Origin of the sequence: Bacillus sp. MHSD_36, assembly GCF_030757775.1 — a bacterium.
Lineage (GTDB): Bacteria > Bacillota > Bacilli > Bacillales > Bacillaceae_G > Bacillus_A.
Map to the genome: position 1 here is coordinate 1,087,615 of NZ_JAVBIS010000001.1, position 15,778 is coordinate 1,103,392.

The 15,778-nt window shown below is 31.6% G+C and carries 17 protein-coding genes and 3 pseudogenes; 5 read left to right on the plus strand and 15 right to left on the minus strand.

Going from position 1 to position 15,778, the window contains the following annotated elements:
- Nucleotides 1-20: 20 nt before the first annotated feature.
- The 3 genes and pseudogenes from Q9B79_RS05720 to Q9B79_RS05730 all read right to left on the minus strand — a co-directional run bounded on the left by Q9B79_RS05720 (nt 21) and on the right by Q9B79_RS05730 (nt 2,199).
- Nucleotides 21-599 carry a cysteine dioxygenase family protein gene (locus Q9B79_RS05720; RefSeq protein WP_306182974.1) on the minus strand — a complete coding sequence of 193 codons (579 nt, stop codon included), beginning with the start codon at nt 597-599 and terminating at the stop codon, nt 21-23.
- A 112-nt stretch (nt 600-711) separates the two neighbouring features.
- Nucleotides 712-1,544, minus strand: a pseudogene (locus Q9B79_RS05725) (cytochrome P450); the annotation flags it as partial.
- 352 nt (nt 1,545-1,896) lie between these two features.
- Entirely contained in the window at nt 1,897-2,199 is a 303-nt protein-coding gene (locus tag Q9B79_RS05730) for a hypothetical protein (RefSeq protein ID WP_306182975.1), read from the minus strand.
- A gap of 236 nt (nt 2,200-2,435) precedes the next feature.
- Between Q9B79_RS05730 and Q9B79_RS05735 the strand changes: the two are divergent.
- Together Q9B79_RS05735 and Q9B79_RS05740 are read left to right on the plus strand one after the other, a co-directional pair.
- Nucleotides 2,436-2,660: pseudogene (locus Q9B79_RS05735) on the plus strand (hypothetical protein); the annotation flags it as partial.
- Between the two features lie 187 nt (nt 2,661-2,847).
- Nucleotides 2,848-3,252, plus strand: coding sequence for a PadR family transcriptional regulator (locus tag Q9B79_RS05740; protein ID WP_306183328.1), 405 nt, complete (start codon nt 2,848-2,850; stop codon nt 3,250-3,252).
- 102 nt (nt 3,253-3,354) lie between these two features.
- Here the strand turns inward: Q9B79_RS05740 and Q9B79_RS05745 are convergent, their stop codons facing one another.
- From Q9B79_RS05745 to Q9B79_RS05770, 6 genes are all read right to left on the minus strand, one after another.
- Nucleotides 3,355-3,510 carry a DUF1540 domain-containing protein gene (locus tag Q9B79_RS05745; RefSeq protein WP_306182976.1) on the minus strand — a complete coding sequence of 52 codons (156 nt, stop codon included), beginning with the start codon at nt 3,508-3,510 and terminating at the stop codon, nt 3,355-3,357.
- Between the two features lie 70 nt (nt 3,511-3,580).
- A complete protein-coding gene (locus Q9B79_RS05750; protein WP_306182977.1) occupies nt 3,581-4,213 on the minus strand; it encodes a Vat family streptogramin A O-acetyltransferase in 633 nt (210 codons plus the stop codon).
- Complete coding sequence (locus tag Q9B79_RS05755) at nt 4,203-5,486, minus strand: MFS transporter (protein ID WP_306182978.1); 1,284 nt, start codon at nt 5,484-5,486, stop codon at nt 4,203-4,205. Before Q9B79_RS05755 ends, Q9B79_RS05750 begins: the two co-directional genes overlap by 11 nt.
- A gap of 267 nt (nt 5,487-5,753) precedes the next feature.
- Complete coding sequence (locus tag Q9B79_RS05760; protein ID WP_306182979.1) at nt 5,754-6,989, minus strand: cytochrome P450 family protein; 1,236 nt, start codon at nt 6,987-6,989, stop codon at nt 5,754-5,756.
- A gap of 159 nt (nt 6,990-7,148) precedes the next feature.
- Complete coding sequence (locus Q9B79_RS05765) at nt 7,149-7,553, minus strand: hypothetical protein (RefSeq protein ID WP_306182980.1); 405 nt, start codon at nt 7,551-7,553, stop codon at nt 7,149-7,151.
- 136 nt (nt 7,554-7,689) lie between these two features.
- Nucleotides 7,690-8,694, minus strand: a complete 1,005-nt coding sequence (locus tag Q9B79_RS05770; protein ID WP_306182981.1) for a DUF1835 domain-containing protein — start codon at nt 8,692-8,694, stop codon at nt 7,690-7,692.
- 228 nt (nt 8,695-8,922) lie between these two features.
- Between Q9B79_RS05770 and Q9B79_RS05775 the strand changes: the two genes are divergently transcribed.
- Nucleotides 8,923-9,135, plus strand: coding sequence for a hypothetical protein (locus tag Q9B79_RS05775; RefSeq protein ID WP_306182982.1), 213 nt, complete (start codon nt 8,923-8,925; stop codon nt 9,133-9,135).
- A gap of 218 nt (nt 9,136-9,353) precedes the next feature.
- Here Q9B79_RS05775 and Q9B79_RS05780 read toward each other — a convergent pair whose 3' ends face one another.
- From Q9B79_RS05780 to Q9B79_RS05795, 4 genes are all read right to left on the minus strand, one after another.
- On the minus strand, nt 9,354-9,557 hold the full coding sequence (locus Q9B79_RS05780) for a hypothetical protein (RefSeq protein ID WP_000878375.1): 204 nt from the start codon (nt 9,555-9,557) through the stop codon (nt 9,354-9,356).
- A 138-nt stretch (nt 9,558-9,695) separates the two neighbouring features.
- Nucleotides 9,696-10,112 carry a DUF3995 domain-containing protein gene (locus tag Q9B79_RS05785; protein ID WP_071725525.1) on the minus strand — a complete coding sequence of 139 codons (417 nt, stop codon included), beginning with the start codon at nt 10,110-10,112 and terminating at the stop codon, nt 9,696-9,698.
- 143 nt (nt 10,113-10,255) lie between these two features.
- The gene (locus Q9B79_RS05790) at nt 10,256-11,026 is read right to left on the minus strand and encodes a DUF3959 family protein (protein WP_306182983.1); all 771 of its coding nucleotides are present in this window, start codon (nt 11,024-11,026) and stop codon (nt 10,256-10,258) included.
- 208 nt (nt 11,027-11,234) lie between these two features.
- On the minus strand, nt 11,235-13,622 hold the full coding sequence (locus tag Q9B79_RS05795) for an RNaseH domain-containing protein (protein WP_306182984.1): 2,388 nt from the start codon (nt 13,620-13,622) through the stop codon (nt 11,235-11,237).
- A gap of 273 nt (nt 13,623-13,895) precedes the next feature.
- On the opposite strand from Q9B79_RS05795, the gene Q9B79_RS05800 reads away from it, so the two are divergent.
- Complete coding sequence (locus Q9B79_RS05800) at nt 13,896-14,156, plus strand: HNH/endonuclease VII fold putative polymorphic toxin (protein WP_306182985.1); 261 nt, start codon at nt 13,896-13,898, stop codon at nt 14,154-14,156.
- A complete protein-coding gene (locus tag Q9B79_RS05805) occupies nt 14,149-14,649 on the plus strand; it encodes a YxiF family protein (RefSeq protein WP_306182986.1) in 501 nt (166 codons plus the stop codon). Before Q9B79_RS05800 ends, Q9B79_RS05805 begins: the two co-directional genes overlap by 8 nt.
- A gap of 17 nt (nt 14,650-14,666) precedes the next feature.
- On the opposite strand, the pseudogene Q9B79_RS05810 reads toward Q9B79_RS05805, so the two are convergent.
- Nucleotides 14,667-15,137 (minus strand): annotated as a pseudogene (locus tag Q9B79_RS05810) (GH25 family lysozyme); the annotation flags it as partial.
- Nucleotides 15,138-15,272: 135 nt separating this feature from the next.
- Nucleotides 15,273-15,584: a nucleoside 2-deoxyribosyltransferase gene (locus tag Q9B79_RS05815; protein ID WP_306182987.1), complete on the minus strand. Its 312-nt coding sequence runs from the start codon at nt 15,582-15,584 to the stop codon at nt 15,273-15,275.
- Nucleotides 15,585-15,778: the final 194 nt, after the last annotated feature.

Below are 15,778 nucleotides of genomic sequence, written 5' to 3' on the forward strand. Positions count from 1 at the left end.
GAAAAGCTTTTGATTTTAATCTATGAACTATAACTAATATATTTTGTCTCACACATGTACACATTCTTTTCTTCAGTTGGGACATATATTTTAAACTTTTCTAAACGTTTTCCGTAAATATGAATAGTGACAACGCTTTCATTTTCGGCTATTTCAAGAATATGACAATCAGCTGGTGGAATGACTTTATCTGTTTCTCCTTCTCCCAAATAAAGATTTCCTGTATGTGTTAAATAAACAAGGGAATTTTCAAGCTGCTTAGTTTGTATAAAGTTCTGCACCATTATCCTTCCTGTAAAAACGCCTTCTACTCCCCATGTACCATCATGATCATGTAAAGGTGTAGATTGTCCATCTTTCCATACAAGAGCTAATACTTCAAAACGATTAAAAGGATCTTCATATAACAAGTGTCGTGCGTATTGAACCGAATTCGCCTTCTGTTTTTCTAACGGAAGCCATGTTTTCTTTTCTAAAAGGTCTTCTAGTAATTTTTCAATCGCACAAACAATTTGATTTTCTAATAAATTACTATCCATTAAATCCGTTACAGCTTTAATAAACGTTTGAAACGTTTTACTTCCATTACACGTTAACATAAGCGTCCTCCTCCATTCTTGTTCACACATCTTCATACTAAATAATCAACTGAAAACTTACAATTGAGAAACAAAAAACAAGGTACAGTAAATTTGTACCTTGCTGAGCGATTTACCTAGTTTTCAAAAGAAGAGGTAAGGAATTTAACGTCTGTTCATTTTCCAATAGACATTTTTCTAAATTAAACGAGGGAGATAACTCTATTTTTTCAAAGGCATTTATAAAAGTTCTTAATGCAATCTCAGCTTCTAAACGTGCAAGTAGTGCCCCTAAGCAAAAGTGAGCACCCTTACCAAATGTCAAATGCTTTTCATTTCCTATTCGGTGTATATCAAATTTAGAGGCTTGTGAAAACTTTTTCTCATCTAAATTTGCTGCACTTACCCATGCAATAATTATTTGATCCTTTTTCATAAAATGTCCAAATATATTTGTGTCCTCTGTAATTCTCCTAGCTAATGTAACGGGAAAGCGATAGCGTAATACTTCCTCAATTGCTTTTGAAATTAATTTAGGTTCTTCTCTTAATTTTTTATATGTTCCAGGTGAATCCGCTAATAAACCTAAAGAAAAAGTAACGATTTCTTCATCGGTCAATCTTTCACCTTCATATTCAGCTCGTATTAAATCCGAAATAATATCATCTGTTAAACGGTATCTCTTTTCTTGAACGATCGGTAGAAGATATGCTTTAAATTCATTTAGTGCCATTCCCTTTTCTGTATCCAGATCATTAAACTTTTCTTTACTATACGGCATAAATAAAATATCAGACCAAGCTTTAATTTTTTACGGTCAGTTGTTGGAATTCCTAATAAATCGGAAATGACAGTAGCCGGCAAAGGTGCAGCAAACTCATCAACGATATTTACTTCACTACATTTCTCGATATGTTGTACAAGTTCATTTGCGATAGCCTGTATACGAGGTTTCCATTTCTTCATTTGCTAGTTTACGCAATAAATTAGTCATTACTTTCTCCTCCATTTAGTGATTTAACTATCTTATTATTCAGAGCTAAAACTCAAAGAGAAAGCCCTTATATTTTTTGCAACATTATCCCCTGAATATGTTAATTATTTTTTGTTGTCTTGTTAGTTAAAGGGGTCCTTAGTACAAAAAATAACCGTAGATAGTAGCACGAACACTGTTCTTGTTATAATTAATTTTTTTCAGAACGTCTATAATCCTCTTTTAAAAAATATATGTAAATATAATAAAAAACGAATGATTAATAGAAATCTTCTACGCCACTCGTTTTTTATCGGACTTCTTTTTACTGTACTTTTATTTTCTTTATGAGTTATTAGAAAAATAATTGTCTATATAAGCCTTTATTTTTTCAAAATCCTTTTCCATAAATAAGATTGCTGGTACTTCAATTATTGGAAGATTATTTTCATTATCAAAAGGTGGACACGGTTTGGGAACTACCAAATAGTCAACTGAGTTTTTATCCCTAATATAATTAATTGAAACATCGTAATACTTAGAAAAATACCCCTTCAAATCATCCTGATTCCTTAAAAATGGTAGGGAAAATATTGAACCATAATTTATACCAGCGTCGACAATTAATACAAAGCATATTTTTTTCATGATACACCCTCCTCGTATAATAAGTTTTAAGTTAATAACTGTTTCTTGAAAATTAAATAGTTTTTATCTTCAAGAGCTACATCAAAAAAATGATGTATGGGTAAAATTTAGTCTTGGATAAGGTAACACTGATAAAAACAGGTTTCCTTTTTCTTTATATTCAATTAAATCATATCACTATTTTACATTAATTTCCATACTTTGTTTTTTTATTTTATTGGTAAACTTCGGCTTAGCATGAATTATCACAAGTTAGAGAAAATACACTAACATATCTGAAATCAAAACAAGATAGCTGGTTATTCGAGGAAAACAAGTGGGATAATGGTGTGCCTTATAATAATTACTACTTGTGGTTTCACGTTATGGAAGACGAAATTAATCATCGTGGACAAATAAGAACAATTAAGCGATTGATGGGAATGAATAAATCTTATTCAACCAAAGGGTGCTTTACTTGAGAAAGTCACTAGAAGAGTCAAATGATAACTATGAACTGCCCCCAATTGCTAGGTTTTGTTTAACAATTGGGGGCAGTTCATTTATAGCGCATAGGTAATCAGCTTTTTGTTAATCATGAGGTAGATATTTTTAACTAAAAAACCAATAATAGAAATATATTACAGCTTATGACCCGTTTTTACACGTATCTCGGCTGAACCCCATAATACACTGTATCCCGCTCTTCGGCGCTTTGAAAATATGGGGGCTATAATTAAACAAATACATAAACAAGTCGGAAAGCCGAATCGAAATATGTACGACATAACTGAAACAGGAGAAGAAATTTTTTATGAAATGTTAAGAGAGTTTCCCGAAAAGATTGCGACAAATAACGCTGAATTCCTTGTGCGTATCGCGCTATTTGAAAAACTTGATTACGAAGCTAGAAAAGAAATTTTAACAATACGCCAAGACGTACTATATAAACAGCTTACTGCTATTCAATCTTTACAAGTTAGCTCATCTTTTATTACAGAAGTCATTGAATTTAGTAAATCACGTATTGAACATGAATTGCTCTGGATTACATCACTTATGAAGAAAATATGAAAAAATAAAAAGAAAAGTTAAAAACAATGAATGAAAATGAGATTTATTATCAATACTATAATTAATAAAAGGGCAACCACGATTTGGCTACCCTTCAAAAATTTATAATTCTGGATCAAAAGTTTTGCAATCTGTTTCTTCCGTAGTAGATGCTTGTTTCCCTTTATGACTTACTACATAAATTGCATCTGCACTACATTTATTGCCGTTTTCCCAAAATTTACAGTTGTTAACTTCACATAAAACGTCTTGTGCCATAGTATCACACCTCCTTGTTCTATTATCATTAACAAAATTCGGAGGTATGATACTCTTTGTTATGCATTTTTTATCCCCTTTTTAGCTTTCTTAAAGGTTCAATATCTCCTCGTACAATAGCATCTATATTTTCGGTTATTTTTTCAATATCAAAATGCCACCATTGAATTTGCAATAATTCTTCTATTATTGTATTTGTAAATCGTTCCTTTATTTTATTTGCAGGGTTTCCACCAACAATTGTATAAGGTGCGACGTCTCTAGTCACAACAGATTTAGCTGCAATGATTGCACCATCCCCTATTTTTATACCGGGCATAATCGTTGTATCCATACCAATCCAAACGTCATTTCCTATAACTGTATCACCTTTGTAAGGTAAATCAGACAAATTAGGTGTATATTTCTCCCACCCATTTCCAAATATATTAAATGGGTATGCCGAAAATCCATCCATCCGATGATTCGCTCCGTTCATAATAAAGGTAACTCCATTTGCAACACAACAAAACTTTCCAATGATAAGGCGATCTCCAAGAAATTCATAATGATGTAATACACGATCCTCAAATGTTTCTCCATCTCTCGCATCATAATATGAATAGTCTCCAACGAGTATATTAGCTTTTGTTATTGTATTTTTTATAAAATGGACATTTTCATTTCCTTCAATAGGGTACTTAACATTTGGATTAGGATTCATGTTGTACAGCACTTCCTTTATCACTTATTTCATTTTCTATTGCTATTACTGGCTTTAAATTATATATCGGTAAAATAAACAGTAATCCAATAATAAATAATAGAGCTGTGCCCTCATACATCGTACTTAATGTGAACATTTCTTTTAACGAACCAGCAATACTCATTGTTACTACCATTGAACCGGTGAATAGTGGACTTAAAATACCATTTACACGACCGATAAAATCAGTATCACTATTTTGAATAATGAGCGTATTAATACCTATTTGGATACATGGAAGAGCTAAACCACTAAAAAGTTGTGCTGTGAGTGTTACCCATAAATTTGTGGAATAACCTATAATACCAATACCAATTGCCTGACCAAGCATACCGATTATTAACATTTTTTGCGGAGCAACGTTTTTTGCAAATACCATCGCTAAAGCGCCGCCAACAATCATTCCTGCACCATTTACTGTTAGTAACCATTGTAAACTCTCTTTTGATAATCTTAACTGCTCAGTTACGATAAAAATGCCTAACGGCTGAATTAAACCAATCCCTAGTCCTGCTGCCATAAAACAAAGCCCTAGCAAAGTTAATGCTTTTTTCTTTTTCACATATTTAATACCGTCAAGCATTTCCTGTAGTAGCGTGATTTCTTTCTTCTCATTATCATTCTCAAGATCTTTCGGAAGAAATAACAACACAGCTGCTGCCAGTAAAAAAGCGATTCCTGTTATGATAATGGAAATATAAATTCCAAAACTATGAAAAATAAATGTTCCAAGAATCGGCCCCAATACCATAAAAATCGCAAATATTGTTTGATATATAGACATCGCTAATTGGATCTGCTCCGCCGATAAATGCTGTTTAAACAATTTCATGCCAGATGGCTGAGAAAACTGCGAAAGGATTGCAGAAATAAGCGTGACAAAAAACACAATTCTCCACGTACCAAACATAAGGGTAATTAATACAGCAAATACTGATAAAGAGCTTAGCGTTTCACACCATATCATTGTCTTCTTCGGTTTCCATCTATCAGCAAATGTTCCGCCAATAAAAGAAAAGATGAAAATTGGAGCAAACTCCGCAACTGAAATCATCGAAATAGCAAAAGCATCACCTTTTGTCATTTCCATAACGTATAGTAATACAGCAAAGTTTCGAACCCATATCCCTACTTGTAAAAATAACGCTGATGCTAGAATCCCTTGCACAAACCGATTTTTCAATACTTGTGATACCCCAGTATTTTGTTTCGTTTCTACATTTGTCGACATAAAAAAGCCCCCTATTTCATGTTCTGAACAGGAGGCAGCACAAATCATATAAAAAGACTATATATTCGCAGAGCGAAATACATCCCTTTTCTATAAATGTACAGACTAATCCTATTCAGAAGAATATTTCGTTTTTTAACGAAGATCTCTTACAAATAGAATTAGTTGATCATTGGGATGTTTTCACCCTTCCATTTCGAATTTAAATAACACATACATACTCTATGTAAAGCATTTGCGATGTATGCATGTCTTACCATAAACATTCTAGAATGTTAATGGTAATTCCTCTAAAGAACGCATTAAATAATTACCTTGCCATTTAATTTCTTCACGATTTCCTTTAATTTGCAAATCAGGCATTCGATTAAACAAGGTAGTAATAGCAATCTTTGCTTCCAACCTAGCAAGCGGGGCCCCAAGGCAGAAATGACTACCATGCCCAAAAGCAATATGACGATTATTCTTCCGAGTAATATCAAATACTTCTGGGTTCTCAAATACTGTTTCATCGCGGTTTGCCGAAGCTAATGCAATGACAACCATATCCCCTTTTTCAATTGTTCGATCGTGAATTTGAAAAGGTTCAGCTGCCCATCTTGCAGTTGTAACCTCAACTGGAGAATAATAACGCAACCCTTCTTCAATAGCAGAATCAATTAATTTTGGATTATCTTTTAATAACTGTAATTGATTTGGATTTTCAAGAAGTGCTAATACCGTATTTGTAATTAAATTCACTGTTGTCTCATGTCCTGCTACAATTAATAGCATTATCATTGAATATAGCTCTGGAACACTAAGTTTATGCCCTTCATTTTCCGCAAGGATAAGAGCACTAACCAAATCTTCTTTTGGATCTTTTCTTTTTAGCTCAACTATATATTGAAGATATGTAATAAACTCAGATAATTGTTCTTCAGTTTCTTTTATTTCTTCAGGTGTTTCTGGCGATGCAATGACAGCATGAGACCAAATTCTAAATTTTTCTTGATCCTCTTTTGGAATTCCAAGCATCTCACTTATTACAATAATCGGTAATGGGAATGAATAATCATCTACAAGATTTAATGTACCTTTTCGTTCTATCTCACTTATTAAATCATCCGCTATTTTCTGTATTCTTCCGTCTAATTGTGTAATCATTTTTGGTGTAAAAGCTTTTTGAACTAAAGATCGTAAACGACTGTGATTAGGTGGATCTGAATTTAACATGTGCGTCGTTAAATGATCACTATTGTCAACGGAAAGATACATGTTTGTTGTATCTTGAGGAAATACATTTGTCGCATCTTTTTTCAACCGATTATCTTTTAAAAGAGGCAATGCATCTTCATATCTTGTAATGAGCCATTCTTTACCAATTTCAACTTCATTTACAAATAATATAGGTTGCATTTTTCGAGATTCTTTATAAATTTCATATGCATCTTCTTTAAACTGAGCTGAAGCTAAATTAATGCCATCCTCTATTCTTAGCCCAACTTTATTTTTTATTGACATTGTATTCCCTCACTCTCATTTTTTTTTGAAAACCAACCAACATATGCATTATACTCTATTAAAAACGCGAAAATTATAAATTTTTAATAAAAATCTTACTTCATATATTGAAAAATAAAAAAGTGAGTGAGTAAAATCTTTCTACTCACTCACTTTTCTTTATGCGAAGCACATAAAATTACTAATTTGTTGATAGCGGTAGCTTACTTTACGACGACGACCACCTTGCCAAGTGTAACCTGATACTCCGTTTCTTCTCACTTCAGTCGGAAAGAACCATAAGTCTCTTCCGAAAGGTCCTGGACGATGTAAACGTAAAAAGCCCCATCTTCCTAGACAGTTACACATCCATGATTTCATATTGCCTGGTTGTGCTGGAGCAGCAAATGTGGATGGTAACGATGGAGCTTGAGATGGTGGTGGTGACGTTGGAGCATCTTCCGCATCATCTGGTCTATAATCTTCTTGTTCCATATCTCTCACTTCATTTACAGGCTCATACCCGTAGTTTTGTGGATTATAATACATCCCCTGATCATATGAATAATTCTGCTGGTTATACATATTAACAAATCACCTACTTTTCATTCAGTACCTTTAATATTCATATGTGATAAGCGTTCTATAGGAAGCTTATGTATAGCCTAAATTCAACAAAAATAATGCTCGTATTTACTTCTTCATAAACGGAATAGATGTATTATTTTCTTAATTTCACACTATAAAAACGCATTTCATCTAACGAACCTTCAAATTCAAACACTTCTTGTTTAATTAATTCCTTTAAGCGATATTCTAAAAACGTATCGCCAACTAACTGCTCTACATGACCTAGCGCTTCACCAATTACTCTAGGGGCTTTTAGGAATTCTTGATCAGCACCTATACTTTTCGCGCATTCAATAATAAATTGATCAAAATAATCTTCTTGTACAGAACGCACTTCATTGTCTGTCCAAACTCTTAAAAATTCCGTACTTTTCGATAGACTATCCCACTCATGTTCAAACTGCATACGATTCTCTACAGTTAAATACGGCAATTTCACAAAACTTTTTTGAATTAGAGCTAAACTTTCAGGTGCTAACTCTCCAGTTCCACGAATCGCATACTCTAGTTTTAATATTTCTTTACTTGCATCAGATGTATTCATAACGCGAATATTTTTCTTATCTTTTAATTGCACCATTACAAAACATAGACCTACATGTTCATGTGCGTTATCGGCTTTCCAAATTGTAATAGGCATTTCAGTAGGTATGGTGTGTAGTTCTTCTATAGTTTCTAAAAACCTTGGTAAATACTCTTCTTCAAAATAATTTTCATAAGTAGTTAAGTTGTTTACTAACCATTCCTGTCTTGCTAGTTGCCCTTCATTTATATGTAACTTGTTTATCGGCCCAATTGAAAAGAATTCAGAAAAAGCAACAACCATCTCTTCCAATCGTTCTTCTTTATTCAGCATATGCTTTAAACTTCCAGCAGTTGAATCATCAAAAGCAATATGCACATGTGAGCTTTCTTTTACATTTCTTTTATAAGATGTATGACTTGTTAGTTGCTTAGGAATATCCATCAAATTTTTAATAGTATCTTCACTATAGTTTTCTTCTAATAAATTCAACTGAATTAGAATACTTTGAAGTAAATGTTTTGCTTCATCTTCGTACATATCCTCTACAGCATTTTTAATTTTATTTATCACATAAATCCCTCTATTCATTTCAAAAATAACGTAGATTATAGTGTATCATTTAAGTGTTACTCTTTAAAAGTTTTTTTAGTCAAACCATGTATTAGAAAGATTGCTACAGCTATATACGGTTTCAACAAAAGCTTTCCCTACAATTCTTAAATGCTAAATAACCTTTTGAAAATCCCATTATTTAAATGTATAATTATATAGAAAATAAAAAGTACAGGAGCTATGTTTATGGAGAAAGTATTTCCTAATTATAAACAGTATCTAAAAAATTGGAGATTTATATTTATTTGTATATTACCTACTATCGCCTTTTTATATGCTTTTGATGTCATCTTTGAATTACTATTTCATCAAGATTTCTATTTATCTAACTTAATTTTTGCTATTATTTTATTTTTAATATTTATGAGCATCAAAGATATGTTTAAAATTGAAAGTTAAAGAGCTGAATAAAAAAGAGCACCCTGCAATCGGATGCTCTCATGTGATAGAGGTTTTTTCTGAGTATTAAGTAGGACACGAAGGTCTTGTCCCACTATCTAATATATGCTTGTACTTATTTTTTGTGCCTGTCCCAAGTATCACTATAAATTAATTGTACAATGAACATATTTATACATAAAAAACATCCCCCGTGGATGTTTTTTATGTACCGATTTTTAAGCTTCCATAAACTTAGCTGGTACACCAATTTTTTCAACTACAGAAGATATATTAGTAGGATTAATCATTACATTTTCAATACTAACTAATTTATTTTCTAATAGTCCATTCTCTGTTGTAATAAGTTCTTCAAACCTTTCTAAAGTCATCGAAAATTTGTGTTCACTTCCGCCATTCATACTGACTTTTACATACTTCATCGTGCACCCGCCTTTCATAATAATCTATAATTCGATAAAAAGGCGCTTACATCCTTTTATTTACTACTAGATTTTTCACTTTTACACTTGCCAATTTACGTTTATATTTAATATAAAAAAGCTGCTACTATTTTTTGTTCACGTTATAATTGCGAGTAAAAATGATAAAGATAGAAATGCACAAAGTGGTATAAATAAAACAGTATCCATCCTAGCAAAATTCGTATCTTTTTCGCGTTTAAAAATACCAAAATAATGAAACTCACCAATTACTCTTATGAAAAACACAATCATACAAACCCATGATCCCATTTGAACAATAATGTTAGGAAATGCGAAATGAACAATATTCGTTTGTTGTAATAAAATTATCGCTGCCATACTTAGTAATAGCGCGATGAACAATGTCATCCCTGTACCTGGTGTAAACGCCTTTTCTCCAGCTTTTGTTGGAATGACACTATTTGTCGCCCACTTACCTCCAAAAGCCCAATAAACATGTAAAAAGCTAACTAAAAATAATATACAGACAGAAATATATGTAATAATAAACATTTTGTCCTCCCATTATTTTATTTTAGTCCTCAATTTTAGAGTATGCTATAAATTTCACCTTAGCAATCTATTTTTAATAACATAAAAAACCCCTTAATGATTTTTCTTAAAATTGATTAATCATTAAGGGGCTTTTAACTTCATTATGCATTATACCTATTTCTACGACGTTCCATCCTCGTTTGTCCTTGAGCAGTTTCCTCTTTATATTGATGCATTTGCTCTGCCATTTCATATGTTGCAGCTGGAGTTGCTTCTTCATAATTATGCTCACGTATTTTTTCAGGCGTTTTTTGTTTTGATACTTTTCTACCAAACTTGAATAATTTTAACTTAAATTTCGGTAATCTTGGGAGTGGAATCTTAAATGATCGTTTTTTATGTTTCTTTTTTTGTTGAAATAAAGTTGTATTTTCTTTATTATCCTCTTCTTTACGATGTAATAACATAGCAATTAATCCACCTAATATAAGTCCACCAACTAAAAGCATAAGATATTTGAAATTACTTGTCATTAAACTCGACATACGTTCAAGTATGACTAACGACTGCACTTCTTTAATATCCCAAAGTAAAGCGGCCCATAATGAGAATAAACCGAAAGTAAGTCCATATGTACGAAAACGGAATAAACATGGAATTAAAGCGATACAAGCAGCAATTTTTGCATTCGCTATGATTGAACTTGTTGAAATATCTTGATGCCAAATGACTAACAGTAGTGTAATAAATGGCGCATATGCTATCCAACTACATATGCGTGAATATATTTTTTTCGCAAAATAACTACCGAAACTAGTGAAAAATAAAAGGCCTCCAATATATAAAGATTGTTCTAGTGGGATTTGCTTCATAATTCCTGCAACTGGAAAGAGGCCGCTCAATAGCATAAATAGCACATCTAATTTCTTCACAATTCCTCATTCCTTTCAAATTTCTTTTGAATTCATTCATATTGCTTTTCCAAATAATATAGTTTTTTATTTCTAAAAAACATCTTAATCCTGTATGGAAATAAAGTAAATATGTAAAGAAGAAGATACATGACAAAAGATATCCTTATTTACATGAAAAAATGACAAATCCTGACCAATATAATGGCAAGGATTTGTCTATTATATTTCAAAGCAAAATAATTGAATCTTTCTTTTCTATTCTCGTTATATCTACATCCAGTTCATCATCAAACTCTTTAAACTCTCTTGCAGCTATATCCGTCATATAGCTTTTTATTACTTTTGCCATATGCACGGAATATGGCATGTGTATATTTTTTTCCAAAAGCATACTTGAATTACAGCACATGTAATGTACCATTTTGGCAATATAGTTCCTTTCAACAGCTTTTACACCTAGCGGTAATATTTCAAGTATATATCGATGTAATGTTTCACTACCATTAGACGAATACTCACCAGTGCTATAATACATTCCTTTTTGATCTATATATAACCCCGTACTATCCAGTACGTCATCACATTCTATCACACCGTATTTTGGTACATCAAAAGATGTATTTATTCTTACAACATTTAAGTTTGGAACCTTTAGCACATCTGGAACAATGTCAGGGAAAGTATCTATATCAATTTTTTTATTTTGCAACTCTTTTATCCAATATTTCCTTACATTTGCATCAATAATGAAATATACTTGCTCATTTTGCTCTTTTGCATGTTGTAAAATTTCTGTTAATGTTTCAGAAACAAATTGTTTAAATTGAATTCCCATATCATTTCTTTTTGAAGGTTGTGGTAAAAAGGCGTTATGTTTATTTACATTTAATAATAAATGATCAATCGTTTGCCAATTTGTATTCCCGTATAATTTATATGAAATTTCTTTTCCTTTTATTTGTGAAATAATAGGTAAGAAATCAAATTTCGAGATTCGTTCAATTGATAAATTAACATATGTACAAGTTAAATTTATCTTATTCCAACTACGTTTCATAAACCCTCTTTGTTCTAATAAGTTAAAAATACACTGTATAATAGTTTTACGAGATACACTTTGACCTATAAATAAATTAATAAATGCTGAAATACGGTTTGTACGCGCAAACCCTTCTCTAACAATTTGCTTTGGATCAATTTTTTCACGCCCATCACAATCTTCCATTGCAATTAACGCCAATGTCGCATTCTTGCGCTCACCTGCAGTAACATTGACTGCTTTCCTAACATCCTCTACTAAATTTGATTTGTATTTCTGGCAATATTGCATTCTATATGGATTTTGCAATACTTTTTCAATATTACATCTTACTATTTTTAACAATACTGGAGAATCTGCATTTAATACATACGATGACTCACCGATTTGAGCTAACACAATTTTACTTTCAAATAACGCTTGTTCAACTTCCAACGATATTTTTTTAGACCATATTTCTAACGTTATCGTTTCTAATCCTTTTGGTGCAATTAATGGGAATAATTCATTTTCGTTATTTGTTGCCACCTTTTTACATTCTGGGAGTAATGTGAAAGCAGTAAATTTTTGCTGAAACCTTTTAAATAAATACTCTCTTTCCTTTACTTTTATACCAGGTTTTATTTTCGTACCTTGAACTTTATATATTCTCTCATTGTATGGAAGTAACACCCTAAGATTTTCTCCTAGCATATAATCTTTCGGATATTGAAGAATATGCTCTAATTCAACTTCTCCCCCTATATGAAAATCATCTTTTAAATTTCTAAATATCTTTATCCACTTTATACCGTTTGTAGCTTGTTGTACTTTTAGTTTTACAAACCGAACTTTTTTATTATTCGATGCAAGTTCTGGAGTAGAAATTAAAATCATGCCTCGTTTTCGTCTCAAAAGCAAAGGAATATCTGGATGGTTATATTCTTGATAAAATCTCCGAATTCCTATTGAGACGTTTAATAATGGAATATTCTCACCTCCGCGCGTTATACATTCGAACCGATATACATAGGCGAAATAATCTTGTGTTTTTTCGTCTTTAACGGGCTCTGACATAGCCTCACAAATATTTTGTGATCTAAGAGCAGAAAAATATATATCTTCTTCGTGTATGTTTTCTAATTGTAAAGGCCGTTCACAAAAAATATGTGAAATTAAAGCGGGCACCCACTTAGAATATACTTCATTATCATGTAATACTGTTAAATTAGAAATTAAATCGTAATGCCATTCATATTTTGGTGATTCTATTAATTTATTCGGTTTCCAATCATGAATAATCTCATACCAACTTTGAAAAATATAATCAAGTTGTTCTTTTCTAATAGGTTCTTTACATACAATCCATGGTGTATTTTCATTTAATACATATGGATTATGCTGAATAAATAATATATCAGAAAACATATCATATAATCTTTCATTCAACCGTTTCAACTTACTCGTTAATAAAAATGTCTTATAATGTATCTCTACAATATCAAGCCATTCAATAGGAAAATATATAAATGATACGCTTTCGTTTAAAAGAGGTTCTACTATATTTTCAAATGTTAACAACTTTAATTTTTCCATAAAATGATTACTTCCTTTCTTCATTTTTCTTAATCACAAAAAAACTAAAGTATTATCACATAATCTAATTATTTAAAAGAATAGCAAATACCGTTTATCCAACTAACATATTAATGACATGACTCTGCTAAAAGTTAAAAGAAATTATCATACATGGCCCCCTTTGTATATCACAAATGCATTACATTAGGATTATACAATATTAATTACGTATTGTATTTGAGATTTACAATAATTTTACAAAAGATTATAAAAGAGATATTGACCCTACATATGTATATCAATATCTCTTTTCACTATCCTATTACCTTTTTCGATTCTGTATTCACTCGCGACTACTCTAATATTAAGAATAAAAAAGTATATATAATTGAGCCTAGAGAAGATAAGATGGTAAAAGACTCCCATTTCCATACTGCAGATAATGAAAAAGGAAGATATAATCAACACCATTGGCATTATCCGGAAAATTTTGAAGGATACAAGAAAAAAGGAAAAAATGAAGAAACTAAAGGTGTGAAAAATTTTGAGTAATATGAATAAAAGCCGAATCGAAATTCTAAAAGTGAAAGCAAAAAGAAACACTAGTAGAAAAGAACTGATAGACGAACTTTCTAATATTGTTACGGTTTCTATGGACTCATTTATGGATGCCGAATCTAATGATTTATTTTGTAAAGAATTATTTAATACGCTAGAACAAAATTCAAACATAAAAATTTTTGGTAGCACTGATTATGAAGAAAACAGAAGACTATCAATTGCACTGTTAAAAGAAATAGCTAAAACTATTCAATTTCCACTTAATCAAGGAAGATTCTTTTTCTCTAAGGATGGTAAAATTGAAGCAGTTAAGCTAAACATTGCTGAATTATTCGATAATTTAGAAGAGTTAACAACCATATCAAAATTTCTAACTGGGTATACCGATTTTGTATTAGTTGGTGATGATTTAGAATTCGGCATATGTATCGAAAGAACGGAATATCATTATGAATTCAGTATGTGGGGAATAACGAAAATCTAAATTGTGAAAACAATCCAACTTTGGATGATGTTTTGTATAGGTGCTTGTACAACTTCTTGTGTTGCTGATTCAGTAAACCAAGACAGTGACTTATTACCTATAAGTGAATTAAGGTCACATTTACCGATTTCAGGTACATTCCCTGTTTCAGTATATTGCCAAATATCGCATGGATAAGCTGGTTTGTTGCCACCATAACGAGGAATCCATACAAAGTCAGCTTTTACATTTGCCATACCAAAAGTTGCATACATATTTTGGCCAACATATAAACCAACTTTCTTAGCACCTAAATGATATAACTCATCAATAAAAGCCTGTGTTCCTGCTCTCATATCATTCATTATTTTCACTTCTACATCTGCAACACAAACCGTAGCACTCTTGTCACCCCGACCCCAGAAGTCTTGCGCTTCTTTCTTCGCAACAGCAATGGAAACAAAGCGGCAAAATGCATAGTTACCAAAAGGAATGTTGTGCTGCTTCAATTCACTCCAGCTGCCTTTTATATGGAATACGTGGCATATGAATAAAATCATACGTCACAATATCTTCTACATTTGTCAGATAGGCATGTAAGCTTTCAACTAACATAAGATTAGGTATGCTTTCTTTTTCTTTTATCAAAATAATAGGCTTTTGAAATGCATATGCGTAACCAATTTCAAAAGCCGTACCACTACGAAATCATGAATTGCCACTACTACATCCGCTCTTCTTAAATATTTTAAATCATTATGAAAAACTGCAGTTCTCCACTCCATAGATCCAAAAGTTAAACGTTCATGTTGATAGAACATAGCTGAAAAAATATCTGCAACAAAAGGATTGTTACTAAGCGCACTTTCTAGCCTTTTTACCCTGTTAAGTTGTTCATCATTAAAAAATGGACTTGCTATAAAAACCCTAACAACCCTAGTATTCTGTTTATCCATACCACCTATACCTCGTTTCACCCTTATAAACTTTAAATATTCCGTATATTACATAGATAGTTTCTTTTATTTAAAAAATATGAATATCTACTCTTAAAAACTGAATATTCCTTTAATTACACAAAGTACAGTTTCTTATTCCCTTCATACCCGAAGGTCGAGTAGTTAGCTTTTGCTAGCTTCTATTTAATGTA